Genomic DNA, 25,716 nt, shown 5'->3' with positions numbered 1-25,716 from the left:
CGCGGTCGTCTTGGCGCTATCGTTACGGGAGCGAGACGGTCGGGATCAAGGCCTCAGATACAGACGCGCTTCGTCACTCCACCATCGCGCCGGGGCCGGGCGTCGCGCCGGGCGGGCATTTGCCGAGGATAATCATGCCGAGCACCTCATCCTTGGTGACATCGCCGGTCTTGGCGCCGCCGACGATCTGGCCATTCTTCATGACGATGACACGGTCGGCGAGATCGAAGACGTCGTGGATGTCGTGGCTGATCAGGAAAATGCCGATACCGTCCTTCTTCAATTCCTTGATCAGTTCGCCGACCTGCGCGGTCTCCTGCGGCCCAAGCGCGGCGGTCGGCTCGTCCATGATCAGGATCTTGGCGTTGAACAGGATCGCCCTGGCGATCGCGACGGACTGCCGCTGGCCGCCGGACAGCGCCTTCACCGGCTCCTTGAAGCGGCGGAAATTCGGATTGAGCCGGCCCATCACCTTGCGGGCCTCGGCCTCCATCGCCGCGTCGTCGAGCGTGCCCCAAGCCGTCAGGATCTCGCGGCCGAGGAAGAGGTTGGCGGCCGCGTCGACATTGTCGGCAAGCGCCAGCGTCTGGTAGATCGTCTCGATGCCGTAGGCCTTGGCGTCGCGCGGGTTGGAGATCGCGGCCTCCTCGCCGCGCACATGGATCGTGCCGGCATCGCGCTTGTAGGCGCCGGAGAGGATCTTGATCAACGTCGACTTGCCGGCGCCGTTATGGCCAAGCAGCGCCACGACTTCGCCGGGATAAAGGTCGACCGAGGCGCCTTCGACCGCGTGAATGCCGCCGAAGGCGATCGAGATGTCGCGCATATCGATCAGCGCCGGCCCGCTGCGGTCGACGGCGCCGGGGTGGCCGGGGCCGTGGTCGGTGATGGCCTCCATCGTCGTGCTCATGCGGCCCTCCTGCGGTAGGTGGTGTCGATCCAGACGGCGATGACGAGAACGATGCCGACGACGATCGACTGCAGCGGCGAGTCGACGCCCAAGAGCACCATGCCCGATTGCAGCGACTGCATGACGAGAGCCCCGAGCATCGCGCCGATGATCGTGCCGGCGCCGCCGGCGAGCGAGGTGCCACCGATCACCGCCGCGGCGATGACATAGAGCTCGTCGAGCGTGCCGAGGGCGTTGGTGGCGGCGTTGAGGCGGGCGGTGGAGATCGCCGCGCCGAGGGCGGCGAGGCCGCCCATCAGCATGAACACCTTCATCAGCACCCAGCGGGTATTGATGCCAGCGAGCTCGGCGGCTTCCGGATTGCCGCCGATGGCGAAGACATAGCGGCCGAAGCGGGTGCGGCGCGCGACGAAGGTCATGACGATGCCGACCACGATGGCGAGCAGCACCGGCACAGCAACGCCGTAGCCGATCTGCAAACCGCCCTCGGGCATTTCGATGCCGTTGGCGGTGGCGTAGCGCCGGGCGATGGCCGACGGCCATTTATAGGCATTGACGATGGCGGCGGCGCCGATAATTGCCACGAAGACGATGGCGCCGATGGTCGCCTCCGCCCAGATCGGCCGGAGCGGGAAGCCGAAGCTGAGGCGTCGCCGCCGCGCGAGGACGAGCGACACGGCGACCACGATGCAGGCGACGACAGCGAGGACCCAGGTCCAGGTCTCGCCGAGCGAACCGGTGGCGCCGCCGCCCATCAGCCGGAAGGTGTCGTCGAGCGGCGCGACCGTGCGGCCGGAGGTCAGCCACCAGGCGCCGCCGCGCCAGACCAGGAGGCCGCCGAGGGTGACGATGAAGGCGGGGACACTGAGATAGGCGATGACGTAACCTTGCAGGCCACCGATCACGACGCCCACGAGAATGCCGCCGAGAAGCGTGATGATCCAGACGAAGGGGCTGTCGAAACCGAGGATACCGGGCAGGATCTGCGCCTGCAGCGCCGCCATCGCCATGCCGGTGAAGCCGAGGATAGAGCCCACCGACAGGTCGATGTTGCGGGTGACGATGACCAGCACCATGCCGGTCGCCATCACCGCGATCGACGAGGTCTGGACCGTGAGATTCCACAAGTTGCGGGGGGTCAGGAAGATGCCGCCGGACAGGACGTGGAAGACCAACCAGATGACCAGCAGCGCGCCGACCATGCCGAGCATGCGGGTGTCCACCTCGGTGGCGCGGATGAAGCCCTTGAGGCCACCGCCGCCGGGCGTTGCCGCCGCTCCGGCTGTCGTCCCCGATGTCGCTTGACTCATGGCCGCCTCCCTCGAGCGATGCTCTCTCTGGCCTGAGGGACACATCGAGCGCTCGGCTCTGCCGAACTGTGCAACGAATTGCGCTGGATAGAAAGTTTGGCGCAGCTTTGCCTCGCGCCTTGAACGATCCTTCAAATGGATCGGAGTGCCACCCTCACGGGCCGCGGCCACAGGTCTTTAGCCGCAGGCCGGAGTCGAGCCGGCTTCGACACCCTGACAGACGACGTCCTTCGACACCCAGCCGGCATCGATGATCGTGTCGAGGTTGTCCTTGGTGATCGCGACCGGCTTCAGGAAGATCGACTGCATCTCGACCCCCTTCGGTCCGCCGCTGAACGCCTCGACGTCCGCGACTTCGTTCATCGCCGTCCCGTTCGCGAGGTCGAGCGCGATTTCCGCCGCCCGCTTGCCGAGTTCGCGGGAGTCCTTCCAGACCGAGACGGTCTGGGTGCCGCGGGCAATGCGGTTCAAGGCGGCGTGATCAGCGTCCTGGCCGGAGACAGGAACGGAGCCGGCCAACCCTTGCGCTTCGAGCGCCGCGACGGCGCCGCCGGCGGTGCCGTCATTGGAGGCGACGACCGCGTCGACCTCGTTGTTGTTGGCGGTCAGGATCTGTTCCATGTTCTGCTGGGCGTTGGCCGGCAGCCAGGCGTCGGTATAGGCCTCGCCGACATTCTTGATCTTGCCCGAGTCGATGGCGTCCTTGAGGACTTCCATCTGGCCGGAGAACAGGAAGTCCGCGTTGGGATCGGACGACGAGCCCTTGATGAAGGCGTAATTGCCTTCCGGCTGCGCTTTCAGCACTTCCTGGGCCTGGATGCGGCCGACTTCCTTGTTGTCGAAGGTGATGTAGAAAGCGTCCTGATTTTCGATCAGGCGGTCATAGCCGACCACCGGAATGCCGTTGTTGACGGCGCTTTCGACAGCCGGCGCGATGGCGTCGGAATCCTGCGCCAGGATGATCAGCGCGTCGGCGCCTTGGGAAATCAGCGACTCGACGTCGGTGAGCTGCTTGGAAGCCGACGACTGGGCGTCGGCCGAGATGTAAGTGGCGCCGGCAGCTTCCAGCGCTGCCTTGATGGCCGCCTCGTCGGTCTTCCAGCGCTCTTCTTGGAAGTTGGACCAGGACACGCCGACGGTCTTGCCTTCCTGGGCGGAAACCGCGCCCGCGGCAGCCATCGAGAACACCGCGCCGGCTAGCGCGAGCTTCAGAATTTTCATGAAATCCTCCCGGCGCATCGGCGCCCCACGATCAGACCGACCGGACCGTTCTCCCGACCGGTCGATACTTTTTCCAAGCCTCGTAAAAAATCGTGACAGCAATTCTCATCCGTGTCAACGTGCCATTCGAGGGACCGCGCGATCCGACTAAAAGAGCGGAGGCGCGGCTGGGAGGACAGGCCGGAACATGCTCGCGAAAACCGATGCGGACGACGTGCGCGCGCACAATCGCCGCGCCGTCATCGACCATCTGCGACGGACCCCGGTCTCGACGCGCAAGGCGATGAGCGCGGCCACGGGCCTGTCGGTCTCGGCCGCCTCCGCCATTGCGACGACGTTGCTGCGAGCCGGGCTGATCGTCGAAATCGCCGAGGACGAACGCGCCGCGCGGCGCGGCCGGCCGGGCCGAAGTCTGGCACTCGATGGATCGGCCGCCAGTGTCGCGGTGGCGAAAATCGCCGTCGGCGAGGTGGCCGTTCGCGTTTGCGACTATCGCGGCGAGCTGCTCGGGGAAGCCCGGCGGGAGTGCGATCTCGCCGCTTTCGGTCAGGATGAGATCGTGCGGCTTCTGGCCACGCTGCTCGGCGAAGCAATGCTCGGATTGGCGGGCAATAGGATGCCGCGAAACCTCGTCGTCGCGGTCCAGGGAAAAACCGACAGCAACGCCCGGCGCATTCTCTGGTCGCCCGCCTTGAATGCCCGCGACCTCGACATCGCCGGGCCGCTCACCGCCCTGACCGGGGTGCCCGTCGGCGTCTTCAACGATTGTTCGCTGATGCCCGAGGCGTTCCGCTGGAAGCCGGATTTCGCACGGCGGGATTTCGCCACGCTTTTCATCGGCGTCGGTGTGGGCATGGGGCTGCGGCTGGGCGGCACCACTTTTCAGGGCCAGCGCTCCTCGGCGGTCGAATTCGGCCATATCAACCACATTCCCGGCGGCGCCCTCTGTCGCTGCGGCAATCGCGGCTGCATCGAGGCCTATGCCGGCGATTATGCGATCTGGCGGCGAGCGAACGGACGGACGGACGAAATCTCCGCGGGCCGAGTCAGCGATGCCGACATGCATCGTCTGGCGGCACTCGCCCGATCGGGCGAGCCCGCCGCGACGCGGGCCTTCGCCGAGGCGGGCACTGCGATCGGTTACGGTCTCGGGCGCATGTTCACGCTGGTCGATCCCTTGCCGGTCGTCTTCACCGGCTCCGGCGCCCACGCGATGGACTTGCTGGAGCCGGCGATCCGCGCCGGCATCCGCGACAGCGCCATCGACGGGGTCGGCGCCGACATTGCCTTCTCGCTGGCGGACGACGTCGACGAACTGATCTTCGGGGCCGCCACCGCCAAGGGGCTGGCGGCGTGCGACGATGAATTCGCCCGTGCCGGCAACGCCGAAACGAGGGAGGCCGCCTGATGCGATCGACGCTTCTCGCGCTGGCTCTGTCGGCCGCGTTGGCGGTGCCGACCTTCGCTGGCGAGCCGGCCTGGCGCGAAACCGCGATCAAGCAGCGGATCGATCCGGCGAGTCTGGCCGGCCCTCTGTCCGCCCAGGCCCTGCGCGACCTTGTGCAAAAAGGCCGCGACCTGTTCGAGGCGCGGTTCACGATCCTCGGCGGCGCCGGCCGTCCAAACGCCACCCAGGCGATCGTCCCGACCGCCTCCCGCCGTCCGGCCGAACAGGCGTTCCAGCGGCTCGCCGGCCCCGACGCCAATGCCTGTGCCTCCTGCCACAACGAGCCCGTCACCGGCGGGGCCGGTGGATTCGTCACAAACGTCTTTGTCTCCGAAGGCTTCGAAAGCGCCGATTTCGACACGCTCGATCCGCAATTTTCCAACGAACGTGGCACCAATCATCTGTTTGGCGCCGGCCTTGTCGAGCTGCTCGCCCGCGAGATGACGGCCGATCTCGTGGCAGCGCGGGCGGAGGCACTGCAACAGGCGCGCGCCTCAGGCGAGCCGGTGCGCATGGACCTCGCCTCGAAGGGCGTTGCCTTCGGCCGGATCACGGCGCTTCCCGATGGCTCGGTCGATCTCGCGGAACTCGACGGCGTCGACGCCGACCTCGTCGTGCGACCCTTCACCCAGAAGGGGGTGATGACGTCGCTGCGCCAGTTCACCGTCAATGCGCTCAACCATCATCATGGCATGCAGCCGGACGAGCGCTGGGGCGCCCGCTGGACCGGGTCGGCGGATTTCGACGGCGACGGCGTCGCCGACGAGATCGGCACAGGCGAGGTTTCGGCGCTGGTCGCCTTTCAGGCGAGCCTGCCGCCGCCGCGCGAGACGGCACCGAACGATCCGGCGTGGCGCAAGGCCGCCGCGATCGGACGTCAGCGTTTCGCCGATCTCGGCTGCGAAAGCTGCCATCGCCCGACCCTGCCGCTGGAAAGCCTTGCCTTCGCCGACCCCGGCCCGGTGGATATGGCCGGCACGTTGCGCCAGGGCGATGTGGCAAGCCCGGCAGTCTACGATCTCGCGTTGCTCGATTGGGCGAAAACCCTGCCGCGCAACGACAAGGGCGAGATTCAGGTGCCGCTGTTCGGCGATCTCAAACGCCACCGCATCGCCGACACGAGAACCGCGGCGCTCGGCAACGAAACGCTCGCCCAGCGCTTCGTCGAACGCGACGTGTTCATGACCGCCGAGCTTTGGGGGATCGCCGATACGGGCCCTTACGGCCATCGCGGCGACATGACGACGCTGGACGACGTGATCCGCGCCCATGGCGGCGAGGCAAGCGACAGCGCCAAGGCCTATCGCGATCTGCCGGAAGCCGAGCGCTCCGCGCTGATCGCCTGGCTGAAGACATTGAGGATCGAACCGTGAGCCGCCACCACTTGCTCTCGGTAAATGGCCTCGCGAGCATTCTCGCCGCGTGTCTCCTCGCCTTCCCCGGCCGCGCCGACGAAGGCACCGCACTCCCCTTTGCGGGCGATACCCCGGTGTTTCAGGAAGAGGCGAAGGCCGCCGGCATCGACCATGTCTATGGCGGGCCGTGGGAGTTCTTCGTCGGCGGCGGCGGCGCGGCCTTCGATTGCAATGGCGACCGCTTCCCGGACGTCTTCCTCGCCGGCGGCAAGGGCGAGAGCGCGTTCTACGTCAACCGGTCGAAGGCCGGCGGTCCGCTCACCTTCGAGACAAATGCCCAGGATCTCCACCCGAAGGACCTTGCCGACGTCACCGGCGCCTATCCGCTCGACATCGACCAGGATGGCCGCGAGGATCTCGTGCTCTTGCGGGTCGGCGGCAATATCCTCTTGAAGGGCGGCCCCGACTGTCGTTTCGACAAGGCGAATTTCGACTGGAGATTCGACGGCGGCCGCGCCTGGACGACGGCGTTCTCCGCGATCGTCGAGCCGGGCGCGCGGTTTCCGACGCTCGCCTTCGGCAATTATGTCGACCGCTCAGCGCCCGGCTCGCCCTGGGGCACCTGCGCCGACAACGTCCTGCTGCGTTCCAAGGAGGGCGAGACGCCGGACTATTCCGAGCCGGTGGCTCTGGCGCCCGGCTATTGCGCGCTGTCGATGCTGTTCACCGACTGGAATCGCTCCGGCGAACCGGCGCTGCGCATCACCAACGACCGGCAATATTATCGCGGCGGCGAGGAACAGCTGTGGCGGGTCGAGCCCGGCCGGGCGCCGCGCCCCTATCGCAAGGCCGATGGCTGGCAACATTTGACCATCTGGGGCATGGGCATCGCCGAGGGCGACATCGACGGCGACGGCACCCCGGAATACGCCCTGACCTCGATGGGCGACACCAAGCTGCAATTCCTCGACCGCGAATTCGAGGACGCCCCGACCTATCGCGACGAAGCGTATGAGCGCGGCGCGACCGCGCACCGGCCCTACAAGGACGACGCGGGCAAGCCGTCGACCGGCTGGCACGCGGGCTTCGCCGATTTCAACAACGATACCGCCCTCGATCTCTTCATCGCCAAGGGCAATGTCGAGGCGATGCCCGATTTCGCCGCCTACGACCCGGACAATCTCCTGATGGGCGGCTTCGACGGCCGCTTCACCGAGCGCGGCGGGGAGGCGGGCATCGCCTTGCCGACCAAGGGACGCGGCGCGCTGATCAGCGATTTCAACCTCGACGGCGCGCTGGACCTCCTGGTCGTCAATCGCGGTGACCGGGCGAGCCTGTTCCGCAATCTCGGGGCAAAGAGTGACTTCGGCACCGCGCCGCTGGGCAATTTTCTTGAGATCGCGCTCGGCCAGAAGGACGCCAACCGGACAGCGCTCGGCGCGAAACTCGCGGTCCGCGTCGGCACGAAGACGATCAATCGCACGGTCCAGGTGGGCGGCGGCCATGCCTCAGGCACGTCCGGCTTCGTCCATGTCGGACTCGGCACCGCCGAGCGCGCCGAAGTGCGGGTGCAATGGCCGGACGGGGAATGGAGCCATCCCTACCGGGTCTTCGCCAACAATTTCGTGTTGATCGACCGGGGCGCTGCGGACGCCCGCTATTGGTATCCCGACGCCGACCGCCCGGTCACGCGTCCGGCAAGGGCCGCCGACATCCGCTGAGGAAAACCCTCATTTGCCGAGCGACGGGGCGGTGGCCAGCGACACCGACTTGATCTGGGCAAACAGCTGGTCGCCGACGGCAAGGCCCAGCCGCGCCGCCGAGCGCCGCGTCACCTTGGCGACGAAACTCAACTCCGGCGCTCCGTCGAGGGCGAGCACGAAAGCCAGGCTGGCGGCCGCGGAGGTCGGCTCGACCGCGACGATCCGCACCGCAAGCGTGTTGAGGATGGTCGAAAGGGTCGGGACCTCGCGCGACAGGCTGACGTCGCTGGCCTCGATGCGCAGGCGCCGCAGCCCGCCGATGTCGTCCGGCCCGCAGCCGTCGACGAACACCCGCTGGCCGCCGAGATCGAGTTCGGCCAGCGCGTCCGCCGCGTCAAACGCCACCACCCGCGCCGGCAGCACCGAGGCCGCGTGCGGATCGCGCACGAAGCCGAGACCGGCGTCGGTCAGCGCCATGTTGAGCGGGCCGCTGGCGCGGACCCGGCCGGCTTCGAGCACGACGATCCGGTCGGCGAGACGCTCGACCTCGGAGATATCGTGGCTGATATAGAGGATCGGGATTCGCAGCCGGTCGTGCAGCGCCTCGAAATACGGCAGGATCTCGTCCTTCGCCATGCGATCGAGGGCCGCCAGCGGCTCGTCCATCAACAACAGGCGTGGCCGCGACAGGATGGCGCGGCCGAGCGCGACGCGCTGGCGTTCGCCGCCGGATAGCGTCGTCGGTGAGCGGTCGAGCAGCGGACGCAGGCCGAGCAGGCCGACGATCTCGGCGAACCGCCCTTCATCGAGGCCGCCGACGCTGCGCCGCGCCCCATAGACGAGGTTCTTGGCGACCGTCAGATGGGCAAACAGGCTCGCTTCCTGGAAGACGTAGCCGATCTCGCGCCGGTGCGGCGGGCGAAAGGTCCGTGCATCCTGCCAGGTCTCGGAGCCGACCACGACCCGGCCCGTAAGCCGGGTGAGGCCGGCAATGGCCCGGAGCACCGAGGTCTTGCCCGAGCCGGACGGGCCGAACAGGGCGGTGACGCCGGAGGCCGGCAGATCGAAGGCGACGTCGAGCGCGAACTGCCCGAGCCGTCCCGCAAGCGCGATGTCGATGCGGGCCGTGTCCGCTTTGGAGCCATCATGAATCGTCACGGCTGCGGCTGCCCCATCCGCCGGCCGATCAGCGTCATGGTCAGGATGACGAGGAAGGAAAACACCAGCATGCCGCCGGCGAGGATATGCGCCTCGGTCCAGCGCAGGGTCTCGACGTAATCATAGATCGCCACCGACAGCACCTTGGTCTCGCCGGGAATACTGCCGCCGATCATCAGGACGACGCCGAACTCGCCGACGGTGTGGGCGAAGCCGAGCACAGCGCCGGTGAGGAAGCCCGGCCGTGCCAGCGGCAGCGCCACCGTCAGGAACCGGTCGAGCGGCGCGGCGCGCAGCGTCGCCGCGACCTCCAGCGGGCGCTCCCCGATCGCCTCGAAGGCGTTGCGGATCGGCTGCACGACGAAGGGCATGGAATAGACCACCGAGCCGATCACCAGCCCCTCGAAGCTGAAGGCGAGCGTTCTCACGCCGAGAAGCCCGCCGAGACCGTCCGGCCCGAGCGCGATAAGAAGATAGAAGCCGAGGACGGTCGGCGGCAGCACCAGCGGCAGCGCGACGAGCGTGCCGACGATCTCTTTCCACCGCGCCCGGGATCGCGCCAGCCACCAGGCGAGCGGCGTGCCGATCAGCAACAGGATCAGCGTTGTCGCGGTCGCGAGCTCGAGGGTCAGAACGACAGCACTGAGGATTTCACCACCTTCGAACACCGCGTCAATCGCCCGTGTCGTAGCCGAACTGGCGAATGATCGCGGCCGCTTCCGGCCCCTTCAGGAAATCCAGAAATGCCTTCGCGGTTTTGCTGTCCCTGCCGTTCTCCAACAGCACCGCATCCTGCCGGATCGGCGGGTAAAGATCGGCCGGCACTTCCCAGAGCGAGCCGTTCTCGTTGTCGGCGACCTGCGCCAGGGCGACGAAGCCGAGTTCGGCATTGCCTGTCTGAACAAACTGGAAGGTTTGGGCGATATTGGTGCCCTGGACGAACTTCGGCTCCAGCGCGTCGTAGACGCCGAGTGCCCGCATCGCCGCAACGGCGGCAGCCCCATAGGGAGCGGTCAGGGGATTGGCGATGGCGATCCTGTCGAAATCCCCGGCTTTCAGCGTCTCCTCGCCGGTGACCCGGTCCGGATCGGCGCTGTAGAGCACAATTTTGCCGATGGCGTAGGTGAAGACCGTACCCGGAACGCCCAGCTTCTCCGCCACCGCCTTTTTCGGTCGCGCGTCGTCGGCGGCCAGAAACACCGCGAACGGCGCGTTCTGGGAAATCTGCGTATAGAGCGTACCGGTCGAGCCGAAGCTGAGTTCCGCCGTGTCGCCGGTCTTCGCCGCAAAGGCGGTGGCGATCGCCTTGGCCGCCTCGGTGAAGTTCGCCGCCACCGCGACGCGCACCGTTGCAGCAACGGCGAAGGTCGGCGCGCTCAGCGCAACGAAAAGTCCGGCGACGGCCAAAGAGCGGTTCCAGCGACGCAAGCGGCATCCTTTGCTTGGGAATGAGGTCAGCCGGACCATAAACGCCCGGACCGCGGCCCGCCAGAGCGCTCGCTCAACGGCCGGCAAGCGCCTGTTCGATTTCACCTGCCGTCGGCATCGCCGATTGCGCCCCGACCCGGCGACAGGCGAGCGACCCCGCGACGACCGCGCGTTCAGCCGCGTCTTCGGTCGACAGCCCCTCGCCGAGACCCGCGGCGAACACGCCGACGAAGGTATCGCCGGCACCGGTCGTATCGATCGGCTCCACCGCCAGTGCCGGAATCGGGTGAATGGCTTCGCCCTCGGCGACCAGCGCGCCCTTGGCTCCCAGCGTGGCGATGACAACGAGGTCGAAGCGGGCGGCGAGAGCGGTCGCCAGCGCGCCGGGCTCGTCCCCGCCGATTCCGGACAGTCCGGCGGCGGCGGCAAGTTCGCTCTCGTTGACGATGAGATAGTCGGCCGGCGCCAGCAACCGCGCCAAATCGTCGGCATCGAGTTGGGCGGGCACGGGAGCCAGATTGACCACCACGCGCCCGCCTTTGGCTCGGGCTCGCTCCGCCGCCACAAAACTCGCGGCGAGCGGCGTTTCCATTTGCAGCACCAGCACGCTGGACGGGTCGAGCAGACCGTCCGGCAGCGCCGACGCGTCGAGACGGGCATTGGCGCCGCTCGCCACCGTGATGGCATTTTCGCCGCCGCTGTCGATGCTGATGAAGGCGCAGCCGGTCCGAGCTGGCGCCGTCTGCAGGCCGGTAACGTCGATGCCCTCATTGGCCAGATTGCCGGTGACCGCCCTGCCCAGTTCGTCCTCGCCGACCGCGCCGATCATCGCGACGCGGTTGGCCGCGCCGAGAACGCGCGCGGCGGCGACCGCCTGGTTGGCCCCCTTGCCGCCGAACAACTGTTCGTAGTCGGGGGCAAGCACGGTCTCGCCCGGCCGCGCGATCGCCGCGACCCGGCAGATCAGATCGACGTTCAGCGAGCCGAAGACCAGGACGGACGCGGCCTGCAAAACCCGGTCAGCTTGATCGGCCATGGCCTGCTCCTTCGCTCACATGGTTCCGGGAAACGCCGAGAGAGGCAAACGCGTCACCCATCAACCGGTAGCCTGAGCCGCATGGGAAAACCCGCCGTGTCATGCCGGGCTCAGCCCCCGCCCCCGGGATGCCGGTGGATCGGATCGACCCAATAGATTTCCTCCGGCCGCTCGACCGGATCGACATCGGTGATGTTGACGACCACCGCCTCGTTGTCGGAGCGCACGAGCACGCATTCGAGCGGATTTTGGGGATCGGCGTTGATCTCCTGATGCGGCACGTAGGGCGGCACGAAGATGAAGTCGCCGGCTTCGGCCTCGGCAACGAATTCCAGCCGTTCGCCCCAGCGCATGCGGGCTTTGCCGCGCAAGACGAAGATGACGCTTTCCAGCGCCCCGTGATGATGGACGCCGGTCTTGGCGTCGGGTTCGATGGTGACCGTGCCTGCCCATATCTTCTGTGCTCCGACGCGGGCGTGATTGATCGCCGCCTGGCGAAACATGCCGGGCGTCTGGGCGGTATTGGAATCGAGCTGATCGCCCTTGATGACGCGGACCCCGTCATTCTTCCAGCGGGGCTCGTCGGAGAGATGTGGAGTATCGGTCATACGGCTCGCCATCGAAAGTGAGAAAAGGCCATCTGCCGACGCTAGCGCGAAGCGGGCCGGCGCAAAAGCCTCTGGCCAAGGAGAAACCGTTGGTCCGGATTTGAATCGAAAAGTACCGGCCGAGACCAGACGCGGTCCCCCGCCGGTGCTTGAATGAGCGCCTCGGCTCAGGCGGCGAGCTTGCCGCGGATCGGATAGTCGTTTTCGAGGATGAAGCCGAGCCCCTTCTTCAAGCCGTCCAGCGTCGGGCGGGCAAAGGGAATGCTCTGGAAATACAGCGCATAGATCGTGCCATCGGGGTAGATCATCGCGATGCCGGGCTCAGCGAAACGCGCCGGCTCGGAATCCTTCTCCTTGGCGGAAATGAACAGCCCCCATTCGCGGGCGCTTTCCTCGGTCAGACCGTAGCCGATCGGCAGATCGGCGATCTTCCACTCCTGCTTCTGCCGTTCGGCCCGCTCCTTCGAATCCATCGACACTGCGTGAACCGAGACGCCGATCGCCTCGAACTCGGCGCGCTTGTCGTTCAGTTCTTCCATCTGCGTCTTGCAGATCGGGCAATGAACACCGCGATAGAAGAACACCAGCGACATCTTTTCGGGCTTCTCGGCGGCCAGATCGAAGGCGGGGCCGCCGAGAACCTCCACAGCCAGCTTCGGAGCCTTGTCGCCTGGAATCAGGGTGGTGTGGCGCATGATATCGTCCTTCGGTCAGATGCGTTTGGGGTTCGTCGTCCCCAGGAATGCCGCCGAAGCGCTGGGGTTGCGTGTCACTTTTTCGTGCGGTCCGGTTTAAGCCCCGCGGCGCCCCGCTCCCGCGCTGTTCGATTTCGGCATCGTAGGCGACCGTCCACCCCGTGAAGGGTGCGGCGAATTAATTTTCCCCACCTCGGACGTTACAAATCCCGCCCCCGCCGCGAAGAACCATCGAGCGTGCAGGTTTCTTGCCGCGCCGAACACGTCGGTGCGGCAAACCGGGCTGGCACCGCTCGCACGATCTTTCGGGGATCGGCCTCGGAGTCGGAAGAAGGTGGAGGAATTCATGAAATTACGTTCAAAGCTGGTTGGAAGCCTCGTCGTCGCCTCGGCGCTGACCATGGCTGTGGCCCAGGCCCAGACCCCGCCCTTCGGTCAGGAAGAAGACACCGCCTATGCCCAGAAGGTCTGGGCGGCGATGGAACAGCTGAATCTCGCCGGCGACGGCGCCATTCACGCCTTTCCCTATGCCGGCACCGACCCGCACGGCATGATGCTCGAGACCTTCTATCTCAACGCCGAGATCGACGGGCAGGCGGGATCGCTGGTGGTCAAGAACAATTACGGGCCGCAGGGCGTCACCGCGGACCAGGTTCTGGCCGATCCGAGCAAGCATCTCGGCGCGGTCACGGTCATGTTCAAGCGCGAGGCCGGCTACGACGCGGAGAACAAGGACTGGTTCTACGCCAAATACCTACCGGACGGGTCGCTCGACAAGAACCCGAAGGGAATGGAACTGGCCGGCCGGGTCGCCAAGGGCAATGCCGAGGCCGGGTGCATCGCTTGCCATTCGGGCGCACCGGGCGAGGACTTTCTGTTCACCACCGACCGCACCGACTGGTAGCAAGCTAATCCCGAAGCGCGATCACCGTCAGCGGTTCGCGCTTCGGCTTGCCCCGTCAGCCCTTCGCGGACGCTGGTTCGGTCAGCCCGAACTCGGCGAGGACCCGCTCGGTGTCCTCCCCGAGGGCCGGCACCTTGCCGAATTCGGGAAGCGTGTCGTCGATGAGGAAGCCCGGCGCCAGCATGGTGACCGGGCCTGTCGGCGTATCGACCGTCACCGTCCGGTTCTGGGCGTGGTTCTTCAAATCTTCCATGTCGGACAACCGGCCATAGGCGATCTGCGCCGCCTCGAGGCGCGCGGCCAAGGCGTCGCGATCATGGCGAGCGAAGATGCACTGGATGATCGCCTCCAGCGCCGGCCGGTTGGCGACGCGCTGGTTGTTCGAGGCAAACCGTTCATCGGTGGCCAATTCAGGTTGCTCCAAGGCCTTGGCGCAGAGATTGACCCATTCGCGCTCGTTCTGGATCGACAACAGGATGGCGCGGCCGTCGGAGCATTCGTACACCCCGTAAGGGGCGATGGTCGGGTGGCTGAGGCCGTTGCGGGGCGGCGTCAGGCCGCCATAGACATATTGCAGATAGGGGACATTCATCCAGTCGGAGAGGGCGTGGAACAGCGACAGCGAGATGTGCCGCCCGGCGCCGGTCCGCTCGCGGGCGTAGAGCGCCTGCATGATGCTGGATAGCGCGGTCATCCCGGCGGCGATGTCGCAGACCGAAACCCCGACCCGCGCCGGCCCGTGTTCGTTGCCGGTGACGGAGGACAGGCCCGTCTCCGCCTGCACCAGAAGGTCATAGGCCTTCAGATGCGCGAGCGGGCCGTCGTCGCCATAGCCCGAGATCGAGCAGGTGATCAGCCGCGGGTAACGCGCCCGCAGTTCACCCACGTCGAAGCCGAGCCGCGATATGACGCCGGGTGCGAGATTCTGGATGAAGATATCGGCCTCGCCGATAAGCCCGGCGAGGCGTTCGCGATCTGTCGCATCCTTGAGGTCGAGCCGGACCGATTCCTTGCCGCGATTGAGCCAGACGAAATAGGCGCTCTCACCGTGGACGAAGCTGTCGTAGCCGCGGGCGAAATCGCCCTCCGGGCGCTCGATCTTCAGGATCCGCGCACCGGCGTCGGCGAGCCGTCCCGAGACATAGGGCGCGGCGACGGCCTGCTCGACGGAAACGACGAGAACGCCGGCGAGATCAATGTTCATTCATGGGCTCCGCTTCGCTGCGTGATGGCCAGGGGTGATCGCTCTCGGCCGATTGTCGCGCCGCGTTTTACTGGACCGCGGTGATATCGGCCAGAGCCGAAGGCGGTGGCTGGTCCAAGCTGGCGGACCGATACGGACGCGGCGTCAGGTCAATTCGGCTTCGGCGCTTGACCCGCGCGACAATGCCAATAAACCGACAAGCTTACGATTGTCGCGCCGGGATGAAACGAGCGGGCCACGCGACGAAGCTTGAGGAGGGCGCGAACATGAGCGACGAAACGAGAATCCTCGCGGCATTCGTGGCGAATCTGTCCTTCGACGCGATTCCGCCGGAGGTCGCCCTGCGCGCGCGCCATCTGGCGCTCGATCTGACAGGCAGCATCGTGCGGGCCCATGCCGAATCGGAATCCACCCCGAGCCTCTATGCGACGCTGGACGAACTCGGCCTCGGCGGGCCGGGCGCCGCCAGCGTGGTCGGCACGGGACGCCGGCTGGCGCCGCCGGTCGCGGCTCTGGTCAACGGCATGCTCGGCCATTCCCTCGATTTCGACGACACCCATGCCGATTCCTCGCTGCATCCCTCCGCCCCGGTGGTGCCGGCGGCGCTCGCGGTCGGCGAGATGGTCGGGGCGAGTGGCGCCGAGATCGTCACGGCGATCGTCGCCGGCTACGAGGTCTGCTGCCGACTCGGCAACGCGCTCGACCCGACCAGCCATTACGCGCGCGGCTTTCATCCCACCGCCACCGCCGGCACCTTCGGCGCCGCAGCGGCCGCGGCGCGGCTCTTCGGCCTCGATGCGGACGGTGTCGCCAGCGCCTTCGGCGTGTCGGGCAGTCAGGCCGCCGGCTCACTGCAATTCCTCGTTAACGGCGCCTGGAACAAGCGCTGGCAGGTCGGCGCGGCGGCAATGAACGGCGTCTTCGCCGCGACTTTGGCCAAGAACGGCTTGAAGGCGGCATCCGCCCCGATCGAGGGCCGGCACGGTCTCTTGGTCGGCTACACCGACGCCGCCGATCCGGCCAAAGCGGTAGCGGGGCTCGGCTCGGTCTGGGAAACCATGAAGATTGGCATGAAGCCCTACCCCTCCTGCCGCTACACCCATGCTGCGCTCGACGGGCTGCTGGCGCTGCGGCGCGAGGAGGGGCTCACCGCTGCGGACCTCCGCTCCGTGACGATCGGGCTGCACCGCAACGGCATCACGCTGACCGGCGATCCCCTGCCGGAAAAGCGCCGGGTGCGCAGCATCGTCGACGGCCAGTTCTCCATGCCCTTCGTCGCCAGCGTGGCGCTCGACCAGGGATCGTTCGGCTGGGACGATTATCGGCGAATCGGCGATCCGGCGCTCGACGCGCTGTCGGACCGGATCGATGTCGTGCGCGACGAAAGCCTCGAAGGGCTGGCGCATCCCTTCGGCGCGACGCTCTGCGTCGAGACCGCCAGCGGAACGCTCGAGCGAAGCATTCGCGATCCGTCCGGCGAGCCGGCGACCTTCCCGGACGCGGCCGCCATCCGCGCCAAGTTCATGGCACTCGCCGAACCGGTTCTCGGCGACGACGCGCGGCGTCTGGCCGACCAGTTCGAAGGGCTCGACCGGCTTTCGGCGTTCGGCGCAACGCCGCGTTCCAGCGAGGCCGCATGAGCGCTTCTCCGATCACCGAGGAGGATTTCATCCGTTCGGTCGCGGACGCGCTGCAATACATCGCGGTCTATCATCCGCCGGACTTCATCGCCCATCTCGCCGAGGCGTATCAGCGCGAGGAAAGCGCCTCGGCGAAGAACGCGATGGCGCAGATCCTGGTCAATTCCCGCATGGCCGCGCTCGGCGGCCGGCCGATGTGCCAGGACACCGGCACGGTCAACGTCTTCGTCAAATTCGGCATGGAGGCGCGTCTGGCCACCACGCGCCCGCTCACCGAGTTGGTGAACGAGGCGGTGGCCATCGCCTATACCGACGCAGCAAACCCCTTGCGCCCGTCGATCCTCGACGATCCGATCTTCGAGCGGAAGAACACCGGCACCAACGCGCCCGCCGTCACCCACGTCGAACTCGTGGCCGGCAACGAGATCGCGGTGACCGTGGCGGCCAAGGGCGGCGGCTCGGAAAACAAGGCGCGTTTCGCCGCGCTCAACCCGGGCGACTCGGTCGTCGACTGGGTGCTGAAGACGGTCGAGGGGCTCGGCGCCGGCTGGTGTCCGCCGGGCATTCTGGGCATCGGCGTCGGCGGCACCGCCGAAAAGGCGATGCTGCTGGCCAAGCAATCGCTGATGGCGCCCATCGACATGACGGCGCTGATTGCCCGCGGCCCGGCCTCGAAGCTGGAGGAACTGCGGATCGAGCTCTACGAGAAGGTCAACACGCTCGGCATCGGCGCGCAGGGGCTCGGTGGCCTGACCACGGTGCTCGACGTCAAGATCGCGACCTATCCCGTTCATGCCGCGTCGAAGCCGGTCGGGCTGGTCCCGCAATGCGCCGCCGACCGGCATCTGAGCTTCACGCTCGACGGCACCGGCCCGGCGGAATTCACGCCGCCGGCGATCGATCTATGGCCCGACATCGCCCTCGGCCAGGGGGACGCGTCCGTGCGCCGCGTCGACCTCGACAGGCTGACGCGCCAGGACGTCGCCGGCTGGCGGGCCGGCGAGACGCTGCTCCTGTCCGGCCGGCTTTTGACCGGGCGCGACGCCGCCCATAAGCGGATGATCGCGATGCTCGATCGCGGCGAAAAACTCCCCGTCGATCTCAATGGCCGCGCGATCTACTATGTCGGCCCCGTCGACGCGGTGCGCGACGAAGCGGTGGGACCGGCCGGCCCGACGACCTCGACCCGCATGGACCCGTATACGGACCAATTGCTGGAGGCGACCGGCCTCCTGGTGATGATCGGCAAGGCCGAGCGCGGTGCGGCCGCGATCGACAGCATAAGGCGCCATGGCGCGGCCTATCTCATCGCCGTCGGTGGCGCGGCCTATCTCGTCTCCAAGGCGATCCGCTCCTCGAGCATCCTCGCCTTCGACGATCTCGGCATGGAGGCGATCCGTGAATTCGTGGTCGAGGACATGCCGGTGACCGTCGCCGTCGATGCCGGCGGCACCTCCATCCACACCACCGGGCCGGCGCGATGGAAGCGGCCGGAGATCCGCGTTTCCGGCCGACCGGTTTAACTGCGGGCGTCTGCCAATCCCTGCCCACTCTCGCCGGGCAGACCCGGCCTGCCGCGCTCGTATTGAGGGAGAAAACGATGACGGACCCGATCGATATCGACCATCTGAAAAGCTGGATCGGCCGCTCCGAGGAAGCGAGCGACCATATCGACACACGGATGGTCCGCTCGTTCCTGGCGACGCTCGACCGTGAACCGGGAGACGTGTCCGAGGGCGCCCCGACCCCGCTCTGCCTGCATTGGTGCCTCGCGCCGCCGGTTGTGCCCAACTCCGCCACCGGGCCGGACGGACATCCGGCGCGCGGCGGTTTCCTGCCGCCGGTGCCCCTGCCCCGGCGCATGTGGGCGGGCGGCGAACTGCGTTTTCTGACCCCGCTCGTCGTCGGCGACCGGGTCACGCGCCGCTCGCGCATCGAGGCCGTCGAACTCAAGCAGGGGCGCTCCGGCCCCTTATGCTTCGTGACAGTCCGGCACGACATTCTCGCCTCCGCCGTCGTCGCTATCGAGGAGCGCCAGGACATCGTCTACCGCGCGGCCGAGACCGGTGGCGCCACGCCGGCGGCCCGCCCCGAAGCGACCGAGCCGCCGAAGGCCGATGTCAGCCGCGCCTTCGAGCCGAGCCCGCTGGCCCTGTTTCGCTATTCCGCCCTGACCTTCAACGGTCATCGCATCCATTACGACCGGCGCTATTGCATCGAGGAGGAGAACTATCCCGGCCTTGTCGTACATGGACCGCTGCAGGCGACGCTGCTGGCGCATCTGGCCGCCGAGACGCTCGGCCGAACGCCGGCGGTGTTTTCCTATCGCGGCGTCAAGCCGCTGTTCGACGGCAAGACGATGGGTCTCAATGCACGGCGCGATGGGGATGGCTGCGAACTCTGGTCGAGCGGTGCCGACGGCATCAGGCGCATGCAGGCCACGGCCTCGATATAACCGGCTACGCCTCGGTCGTCCGGATCGACGGCGCCTCAGTCCGCCATAGTCTCCTGCTCGATCTCCAGTGCCGGCTTCGCCCGCCGCTTGCGGAACGCGAAATAGACCGCCGCGAGCAGGAAGAACGCCGTCACCGTATAGAGCCCGATCGAAATCCCGCTGCCGACGAGGATCGACGGATCGCCGCCCGAGATCGACAGCGCCCGCCGCAGCATGCTTTCCATTTCGCCGCCGAGCAGAAGCCCGAGCACGACCGGAACCACCGAGATATCGAGCTTGCGCAGGATGAAGCCGAGCACGCCGAAGCCGACCATGACTTGCAGGTCGAAGGTGGAGTGGCTGATCGAATAGATGCCGACGAAGGAGATCATCACCACGAACGGCATCAACGCCCACATCGGGATCGCCAGCATCCGGGTGAACAGGCCGACCAGCGGCAGATTGAGGATCAGCAGGAACACGTTCGCCATGAACAGTGCCGCGATCAGGCCCCAGACAATGTCCGGCTGGTTCTGGAACAGGAGCGGTCCCGGCGTGATGTTCAGCGAGATCAGCAGCGCCAGGAGCACCGCCGTCGTGCCGGAGCCCGGTACGCCGAGCGCCAGCATCGGCACCAGCGCTCCGCCGGCCGCCGCGTTGTTGCCGGCCTCCGGCGCCGCGACCCCGCGCGGATCGCCCTTGCCGAACGTATCGTTGCTGTTCGAATAGCGCTTTTCCAGCGTGTAGGCGATGAACGAGCCGAGCGAAGCACCCGCCCCCGGCAGGATGCCGGCGACGAAGCCGAGGCCGGAGCCGCGCAACATCGCCCCCAGTGATTGGCGGATGTCGGCCCAGCGGGCAAAGGCGCGTTTGACCGGAATCGCGCCGGAATGACCTCCGATCCCGTGTTCCAAAAGGATCAACGCCTCGGAAATGGCGAACAGGCCGACGATAGCGATAATGGCATGGAAGCCGTCATAAAGGTGGAAGCTGCCGAAGGTATAGCGCGGCACGGCGCTTTGCGGGTCGATCCCGACCGTTCCCAGCATCAGTCCGATCCCGGCCGCCAGTAGCGTTTTGGCCGGGTTGGCGCCGGTGATGCCGCCGATCGTGGCGAAAGCCATGACATAGAGCGCGAAATATTCGGCCGGGCCGAAGCGGATGGCGAACTGCACCAAAAGCGGCGCGAACAGCACCAGGCCGATGGTCGAGGCCACCGCGCCGACGAAGGAAGCGATGCCGGAGATCGCCAGAGCCTCCGGCGCCTTGCCGTTCTTGGCCATCGGGTAGCCGTCGAGGCAGGTCATCATCGCCGGTTCGTCGCCGGGAATGTTCAGCATGATGGAGGAGATGCGGCCGCCATACATGCAGCCGTAATAGACGCAGGCCAGAAGAATGAGCGCCGAGCCCGGCGGCAATTGCAGCGAGAACGCCAGCGGGATGAGGATCGCCACGCCGTTGACCGGGCCGAGGCCCGGCAGCGCGCCGATGATCGTGCCGATGAAGCAGCCGAACAGGGCGAGGCCGATATTCGTCGGCGTCAGGGCGACCGCAAAGCCGTCGGCGAGAAATCCAAGAATTTCCACGTGATCTCCTTGGCACCGGTCAAGCGGTGACTAGCCGAAAAGCGGTCCCATCGGCAGCGGCAGGCCGAAAACGCCGTCGAACAGAAAGAACAGACCGAAACCGATCACCAATCCGGTGAGTACCGATTGCAACCAGCTTCCGCCGAGAATCCGCGCCAGAAATACCGCGGCGACGCTTGTCGACAGCGGAAAGCCCGCCGGTTCGAGAACGAACGGATAGGCGATGAGGACCGCCAGCATCGCGAACTGGCCCCAGACATGCGGCCAGCGGAACCAGATCGGGTCGGGGTCCGGCTTGATGATCAGGAACGCCGCGAACAGCCCGAGCGGCACGGCGACCATGCGGGGAAACAGGCTGGGACCGGCAGGATCGCCATAGGCGACGACATAGCCGCCGGCGGCGATCCAGTACCAGATCGCGAGGGCGAGCAGTATCGCCCCCGCGATGCGGTCACTGAGACGAAGGCTCATGGCCGTCCTACTGGATGACACCGATGGCCTTCGAGATTTCCGCGGCCTTGTCCTTGGACTCGCGCACGAAGGCATCGAATTCCTTGCCACCGCGCCAGATCGGGGTCAGGCCCGACTCGGTCGCCGCCGTCTGCCAACCGTCCGAATCGTAAAGCGTCTTCATCTTCTCGACCCAGAAATCATAGGCTTCGTCGGGAACCCCGCCGCCCATGTAGAAACCGCGCCAGTTGTAGCCGACGGCCTCGATGCCCTGCTCCTTGGCGGTGGCGATATCAGGATAGGCGGGCAGCCTGTCGTCGGACATGACCGCCAAAGCCTTGGCGTCGCCCGACTGGATGAAGCCGCCGATCTCGCCGATGTCTGTGAGGACGACGTCGATATGGCCGCCGAGCAACTGGGTGACGGCGTCACCGCCACCGGAGAATTCGACCCAGCGGATGTCCTTCAACTGGTCAGTCGGAACGCCGGCTTCCTGCGCCAGGATCAGGAACCGCAGATGGTCCCAGCCGCCGATCGAGGACGATCCACCGACCACGACACCGGCCGGGTCTTCCTTGACGGCGGCGAGGACGGCTTCGAGCGAGTCGTATTCGGAGTCCTTGTTGACCAGCACCGTGCCGACATCGGCGCCGAGCATGCCCAGCCAGCGCATCTGGTCGATGCCGGCCGGATATTTGTCCTGGGCGATCTGGGTGATGCCGACGGTCGATGTCGCAACGATCAGATTCGGGTCGTCATTGCGCTTCGATGCGACATTGGCGAAGGCCACAGCGCCGACGGCGCCCGGCATGTTGGTCACCTGGACGGCGCCCGGAACGAGGCCTTCTTCCTGCAGCAGGCGACCGACGGTCCGGCAGGTGAAGTCCCAGCCCCCGCCGGGATTGGCCGGTGCGATGCACTCGACATTCGACGGCTCGAACGCCGCCGCCGGTAAGGCGATCGACGCCACGGCCGCGACCATCAGCAAACGTTTCAAAAACATACTCATCCTCCCTCTGGCGACGGTTCTTGCGTCCCCCGCCCTGTTGTCGGCCGCAAGAGATCGCGCCGTCACCGACATTTACCCTTGCGTGCCTTTGTTAGTGGATGACACCGAAGTATTCGGCCGGTCAAGGCCGGACGCGATGTCATCTGTGCTGCGCCGCGAAAAGAGGGCATGCTGCAATGCAGCGCAATATTTCAAAATTTACTTTCGACTGACCCTTCGCGTATGGGAACCGTAATGCCAACGAAACAAAACAGGAGCGGGATGATGGCCGAAGCAGGCAATGTGTTGCCCATGCCGGTGCGCGCTGGGAGCCGGATCGAGATTTGCGAGGTCGGCCCCCGCGACGGCTTCCAGATCGAAAAGCCCTTCATCCCGACGGAACGCAAGATCGAGATCGTCAACGGCCTGATCGATGCCGGCTTGCGCAAGGTGCAGGTGACCTCCTTCGTCTCGCCGCGCGCCGTGCCGCAACTCGCCGACGCCGCCGAGGTCCTGTCCGGCATCGACAAGCGACCGGGCGTCGTGCTGACGGCGCTGGTGCCGAACGCCCGCGGCGCCGAGCGGGCGGCGGAAACGCAGCTAGACATCATGGGGCTGTTCTGCTCGGCCTCCGAAGCGCACAGCCGCAAGAACGTCAACGCCTCGATCGACGAGACGCTCGCGCGGTTTCCGCCGGTGGTCGAGATCGCCACGGCGGCGGGCAAGCGGGTCCAGGGCGGCGTCGCCACCGCCTTCGGCTGCCCCTTCGAGGGCGACGTTCCGCCCGAATCCGTCGTGCGGATCGCGCGCTTCTACCGCGACCTCGGCATCGTCGATCTCAATCTCGGCGACACCACCGGCATGGCGACGCCGACGACGGTCAAGGCATTGCTGGCGGCGCTGCGGGAGGGCGTGCCGGAGATGAAAATCACGCTGCATTTCCACAACACGCGCGGCGTCGGCCTCGCCAATGTCATGGTCGGCCTTTCCGAAGGCGTCAACCGTTACGATTCCTCCATCGGCGGGCTCGGCGGCTGTCCCTTCGCGGCGGGGGCGACGGGCAACATCTGCACCGAGGATCTGGTCTATCTGCTCCAGGAAAGCGGCTATGAGACCGGCGTCGATCTCAAACGCCTGATCGCGGTCGCCAAGCGGACCGAGACGATCCTTGGCCGGGAATTGCCGGGCCAGGTGATGAAGGCCGGGCCGCGTTTGACCCGGCACGGCGTCGACGACGTCTCTACGGCGGCGGGCTGAGAAGCATGGAGCAACCGCTTGCCGGTATTCGCGTCGTCGATCTGACGCGCATTCTCTCCGGACCGTTCTGTTCAATGATCCTCGGCGATCTCGGCGCCGATGTCGTCAAGATCGAAACGCCGGGTTCGGGCGATCATGTGCGTGGCCAGGGCGCGATCATCGATGGTCTGTCCTGGTATTTCGCCAGCTTCAACCGCAACAAGCGCTCGATCACGCTGGATTTGAAGCGCGAGGAGGGCAAGGCCGTCCTGCGCAGGCTTCTGACCGAGGCCGACGTGCTGGTCGAGAATTTCCGGCCCGGCGTCCTCACCGCCATGGGGCTCGACCGCGCCGGGCTCGACGCCATCAATCCGCGGCTCGTCGTCGGCTCGGTCAACGGCTACGGCACCACCGGCCCCTATAGCGAGCGACCGGCCTTCGATTTCATCACCCAGGCGATGTCCGGCTTCATGGCGGTGAACGGAACCCTGGAAGGCGGTCCGATCCGCGCCGCGCCGCCGCTGACCGATCTCATCGCCGGTCTCTATACCGCGCTCGGCATCGTCGCGGCTTTGCGCGTGCGCGACCGGGACGGCGCCGGCCAGGCAGTCGAATCCTCGATGATGAACGGCATGATCTCGATGATGGCCTATCTGTCCGCCGCCCAGCTCGCCACCGGCCAGACGCCGCCGCCGACCGGCAACGACCACCCAATCGCCTCGCCTTACGGGCTGTTCCAGGCATCCGACGGTCCGGTGGCGGTGGCCGCGTCGACCCCGCCGATCCTGCGGCGGTTCCTGGAGACGACCGGGCTTTCGGCGATGCTGGAGGATGCGCGCTTCGACACCAATGCCAAGCGGGTCGAGCGCCGCGCGGAGGTCAACGCGATGATCGACGATGCCATGCGTCACGAGAGCCAAGCGATCTGGATCGAGCGGCTGAACGCCGCCGGCGTGCCCTGCGGTCGGGTGCAGACACTCGCCGAGGTGTTCGAGGACCCGCAGGTGCGCGAGCAGGAGATGGTTCTCGCCATCGATCATCCGGGCCACGGCACGGTCAAGATGACCGGCTTTCCGATCAAATTCTCGGACACGCCCTGCGTCGTCCGCCATCCGGCGCCGGATCTCGGCGCGGATACCGACACGGTTCTCGCCGAGGCGGGCTATTCGTCCGCCGAGATCGCCGCGCTGCGGGGTGACGGGGTAATCTGAAGGCCGCGCGAATGAAAACGGCCGCGCACCCTTTCGGTCGCGCGGCCGATTCACGTGAAACAATGGCTACCCTTAGAGGCCGTTTCGAAACCCTGCCAAGACCAGCCTCCATGGTTCACCCGGGACGCCCAAACCCGCGGAAATCGGGTATCATGTCATTGCGGAGCGACCATCCGAGGGGCCTTTGAACCCGCCGCAGTGAGTTTCGAAACGGACTCTTAGAGCAGGCCGGCTTCCTTGTAATAGCGCTCGGCGCCCGGATGCAGAGCGACCGGCAGGTTCTTCGCGGCCTTCGCCGGGTCGATCGACTTCGCTGCATTGTGGGCGGCGACCAGCTCCGGCAGGTTCTCGATCAGCTGCTTGGTCATCTGGTAGACCAGTTCCTCGTCGACGTCGCTCGAGGTAACCAGGATGTTGGTGATCGCCAGCGTCGGCACGGCTGCGTCCTGGCCATCATAGGTGCCCGCCGGAATTTCGGCTGCCTGGAACGGCGCGCCGAGTTTTTCGGCGATCTCGGCCGGAACCGCGACGACCGTGATCGGCAGCGACGAGGCGAGGTCGCGGATCGAGGCGACGCCGAGGCCGGCCGACTGGAGCGTCGCGTCGAGCTGGCGGTTCTTGATCAGCTCGACCGACTCGGCGAAGGGCAGATACTCGGTCTTGCCGAGGTCTTCATAGCTCATGCCGGCAGCCGAGAAGATCGCTCGCGCGTTGAGCTCGGTGCCGGACGCCGGTGCGCCGACCGACAGCGCCTTGCCCTTCAGGCCGGCCAGATCGGTGATGCCGGAATCCTTGGAGGCGACGATCTGCACGTAGTTCGGATAGATCGCGGCGATGGCGCGCAGCTTCTCGACCGGCTGCTGGAAGCCGGCGTCGGCGTTGCCTTCGGCGGCGGCCTTGACCGAGTCACCGAGGGCGAAGGCGATTTCCCCACGACCCTGTGCAATCAGATTGATGTTTTCGACCGACGCCTTGGTCGACTGGACCTGGGTCTTCACCCCCTCGATCTTGTCGCCATAGACTTTGGCGAGCGCGACGCCGAGCGGATAGTAGACGCCCGAGGTGCCGCCAGTCAGTACGTTGATGAACTGCTGGGCCGAGGCGGCGGCTGGCGCCATGGCCAGGCCCGCGACGAGCGCCGAGGCGGCGAGACGGTTGAATAACTTCATGAAGTGTCCTCCCAAAAAGGGCC

General features: G+C 66.6%; 23 protein-coding genes. 9 read left to right on the top strand and 14 right to left on the bottom strand.

Features of this window, described 5'->3' with window-relative positions; genetic code table 11:
* Positions 1-73: 73 nt before the first annotated feature.
* The 3 genes from VQ044_RS05945 to xylF form a co-directional block, all read right to left on the bottom strand.
* On the bottom strand, positions 74-898 hold the full coding sequence (locus VQ044_RS05945) for an ATP-binding cassette domain-containing protein (protein ID WP_442872864.1): 825 nt from the start codon (positions 896-898) through the stop codon (positions 74-76).
* An 8-nt stretch (positions 899-906) separates the two neighbouring features.
* Positions 907-2,220: a sugar ABC transporter permease gene (locus VQ044_RS05940; protein WP_327646007.1), complete on the bottom strand. Its 1,314-nt coding sequence runs from the start codon at positions 2,218-2,220 to the stop codon at positions 907-909.
* A 177-nt stretch (positions 2,221-2,397) separates the two neighbouring features.
* Positions 2,398-3,441 (bottom strand): D-xylose ABC transporter substrate-binding protein, encoded by a 1,044-nt coding sequence (gene xylF, locus VQ044_RS05935; protein ID WP_327646006.1) that lies wholly within the window; start codon positions 3,439-3,441, stop codon positions 2,398-2,400.
* A 187-nt stretch (positions 3,442-3,628) separates the two neighbouring features.
* On the opposite strand from xylF, the gene VQ044_RS05930 reads away from it, so the two are divergent.
* Genes VQ044_RS05930 through VQ044_RS05920 form a run of 3 tightly spaced genes read left to right on the top strand, consistent with a single transcriptional unit; the run spans position 3,629 to position 7,964 of the window.
* Positions 3,629-4,849 carry an ROK family protein gene (locus VQ044_RS05930; RefSeq protein ID WP_327646005.1) on the top strand — a complete coding sequence of 407 codons (1,221 nt, stop codon included), beginning with the start codon at positions 3,629-3,631 and terminating at the stop codon, positions 4,847-4,849.
* Entirely contained in the window at positions 4,849-6,261 is a 1,413-nt protein-coding gene (locus VQ044_RS05925) for a di-heme oxidoredictase family protein (RefSeq protein ID WP_327646004.1), read from the top strand. Before VQ044_RS05930 ends, VQ044_RS05925 begins: the two co-directional genes overlap by 1 nt.
* The gene (locus VQ044_RS05920) at positions 6,258-7,964 is read left to right on the top strand and encodes an FG-GAP-like repeat-containing protein (protein WP_327646003.1); all 1,707 of its coding nucleotides are present in this window, start codon (positions 6,258-6,260) and stop codon (positions 7,962-7,964) included. Before VQ044_RS05925 ends, VQ044_RS05920 begins: the two co-directional genes overlap by 4 nt.
* 9 nt (positions 7,965-7,973) lie before the next feature.
* Here the strand turns inward: VQ044_RS05920 and modC are convergent, their stop codons facing one another.
* The 6 genes from modC to VQ044_RS05890 all read right to left on the bottom strand — a co-directional run bounded on the left by modC (position 7,974) and on the right by VQ044_RS05890 (position 12,871).
* Positions 7,974-9,104: a molybdenum ABC transporter ATP-binding protein gene (gene modC, locus VQ044_RS05915; RefSeq protein ID WP_327646002.1), complete on the bottom strand. Its 1,131-nt coding sequence runs from the start codon at positions 9,102-9,104 to the stop codon at positions 7,974-7,976.
* Entirely contained in the window at positions 9,101-9,772 is a 672-nt protein-coding gene (gene modB, locus VQ044_RS05910) for a molybdate ABC transporter permease subunit (protein ID WP_327623685.1), read from the bottom strand. Before modB ends, modC begins: the two co-directional genes overlap by 4 nt.
* Before the next feature lie 4 nt (positions 9,773-9,776).
* Complete coding sequence (gene modA / locus VQ044_RS05905) at positions 9,777-10,532, bottom strand: molybdate ABC transporter substrate-binding protein (protein ID WP_327646001.1); 756 nt, start codon at positions 10,530-10,532, stop codon at positions 9,777-9,779.
* 73 nt (positions 10,533-10,605) lie between these two features.
* Positions 10,606-11,568, bottom strand: coding sequence for a ribokinase (locus VQ044_RS05900; RefSeq protein ID WP_327646000.1), 963 nt, complete (start codon positions 11,566-11,568; stop codon positions 10,606-10,608).
* 110 nt (positions 11,569-11,678) lie between these two features.
* Entirely contained in the window at positions 11,679-12,176 is a 498-nt protein-coding gene (locus VQ044_RS05895; RefSeq protein ID WP_327645999.1) for a cupin domain-containing protein, read from the bottom strand.
* A gap of 167 nt (positions 12,177-12,343) precedes the next feature.
* Positions 12,344-12,871: a redoxin domain-containing protein gene (locus tag VQ044_RS05890; protein ID WP_327645998.1), complete on the bottom strand. Its 528-nt coding sequence runs from the start codon at positions 12,869-12,871 to the stop codon at positions 12,344-12,346.
* A 346-nt stretch (positions 12,872-13,217) separates the two neighbouring features.
* On the opposite strand from VQ044_RS05890, the gene VQ044_RS05885 reads away from it, so the two are divergent.
* Complete coding sequence (locus tag VQ044_RS05885; protein WP_327645996.1) at positions 13,218-13,775, top strand: cytochrome P460 family protein; 558 nt, start codon at positions 13,218-13,220, stop codon at positions 13,773-13,775.
* A 55-nt stretch (positions 13,776-13,830) separates the two neighbouring features.
* Here the strand turns inward: VQ044_RS05885 and VQ044_RS05880 are convergent, their stop codons facing one another.
* The gene (locus tag VQ044_RS05880) at positions 13,831-14,979 is read right to left on the bottom strand and encodes a CaiB/BaiF CoA transferase family protein (RefSeq protein WP_327645995.1); all 1,149 of its coding nucleotides are present in this window, start codon (positions 14,977-14,979) and stop codon (positions 13,831-13,833) included.
* Between the two features lie 266 nt (positions 14,980-15,245).
* Between VQ044_RS05880 and VQ044_RS05875 the strand changes: the two genes are divergently transcribed.
* The 3 genes from VQ044_RS05875 to VQ044_RS05865 all read left to right on the top strand — a co-directional run bounded on the left by VQ044_RS05875 (position 15,246) and on the right by VQ044_RS05865 (position 19,074).
* A complete protein-coding gene (locus VQ044_RS05875; protein ID WP_327645994.1) occupies positions 15,246-16,619 on the top strand; it encodes an MmgE/PrpD family protein in 1,374 nt (457 codons plus the stop codon).
* Entirely contained in the window at positions 16,616-18,142 is a 1,527-nt protein-coding gene (locus VQ044_RS05870) for a fumarate hydratase (RefSeq protein WP_327645993.1), read from the top strand. The genes VQ044_RS05875 and VQ044_RS05870 overlap by 4 nt, the downstream gene beginning before the upstream one ends.
* A gap of 77 nt (positions 18,143-18,219) precedes the next feature.
* On the top strand, positions 18,220-19,074 hold the full coding sequence (locus VQ044_RS05865) for an FAS1-like dehydratase domain-containing protein (RefSeq protein ID WP_327645992.1): 855 nt from the start codon (positions 18,220-18,222) through the stop codon (positions 19,072-19,074).
* A 35-nt stretch (positions 19,075-19,109) separates the two neighbouring features.
* Here the strand turns inward: VQ044_RS05865 and VQ044_RS05860 are convergent, their stop codons facing one another.
* Genes VQ044_RS05860 through VQ044_RS05850 form a run of 3 tightly spaced genes read right to left on the bottom strand, consistent with a single transcriptional unit; the run spans position 19,110 to position 22,092 of the window.
* Positions 19,110-20,639 carry a tripartite tricarboxylate transporter permease gene (locus VQ044_RS05860; RefSeq protein ID WP_327623695.1) on the bottom strand — a complete coding sequence of 510 codons (1,530 nt, stop codon included), beginning with the start codon at positions 20,637-20,639 and terminating at the stop codon, positions 19,110-19,112.
* Between the two features lie 30 nt (positions 20,640-20,669).
* Entirely contained in the window at positions 20,670-21,110 is a 441-nt protein-coding gene (locus tag VQ044_RS05855) for a tripartite tricarboxylate transporter TctB family protein (RefSeq protein WP_327645990.1), read from the bottom strand.
* A gap of 7 nt (positions 21,111-21,117) precedes the next feature.
* Positions 21,118-22,092, bottom strand: coding sequence for a Bug family tripartite tricarboxylate transporter substrate binding protein (locus VQ044_RS05850; protein WP_327623697.1), 975 nt, complete (start codon positions 22,090-22,092; stop codon positions 21,118-21,120).
* A gap of 267 nt (positions 22,093-22,359) precedes the next feature.
* Here VQ044_RS05850 and VQ044_RS05845 point away from each other — a divergent pair, with 267 nt between their 5' ends.
* Positions 22,360-23,334 (top strand): hydroxymethylglutaryl-CoA lyase, encoded by a 975-nt coding sequence (locus tag VQ044_RS05845; protein ID WP_327645988.1) that lies wholly within the window; start codon positions 22,360-22,362, stop codon positions 23,332-23,334.
* A 5-nt stretch (positions 23,335-23,339) separates the two neighbouring features.
* Positions 23,340-24,524: a CaiB/BaiF CoA transferase family protein gene (locus tag VQ044_RS05840; RefSeq protein WP_327645986.1), complete on the top strand. Its 1,185-nt coding sequence runs from the start codon at positions 23,340-23,342 to the stop codon at positions 24,522-24,524.
* Between the two features lie 218 nt (positions 24,525-24,742).
* Here VQ044_RS05840 and VQ044_RS05835 read toward each other — a convergent pair whose 3' ends face one another.
* The gene (locus VQ044_RS05835) at positions 24,743-25,693 is read right to left on the bottom strand and encodes a TAXI family TRAP transporter solute-binding subunit (protein ID WP_327623700.1); all 951 of its coding nucleotides are present in this window, start codon (positions 25,691-25,693) and stop codon (positions 24,743-24,745) included.
* Positions 25,694-25,716 lie beyond the last annotated feature (23 nt).

The sequence above is a fragment of the Aurantimonas sp. C2-5-R2 genome (assembly GCF_036549495.1).
Classification (GTDB): domain Bacteria; phylum Pseudomonadota; class Alphaproteobacteria; order Rhizobiales; family Rhizobiaceae; genus Aurantimonas; species Aurantimonas coralicida_A.
This window is presented reverse-complemented; position numbering and strand designations above follow the sequence as displayed.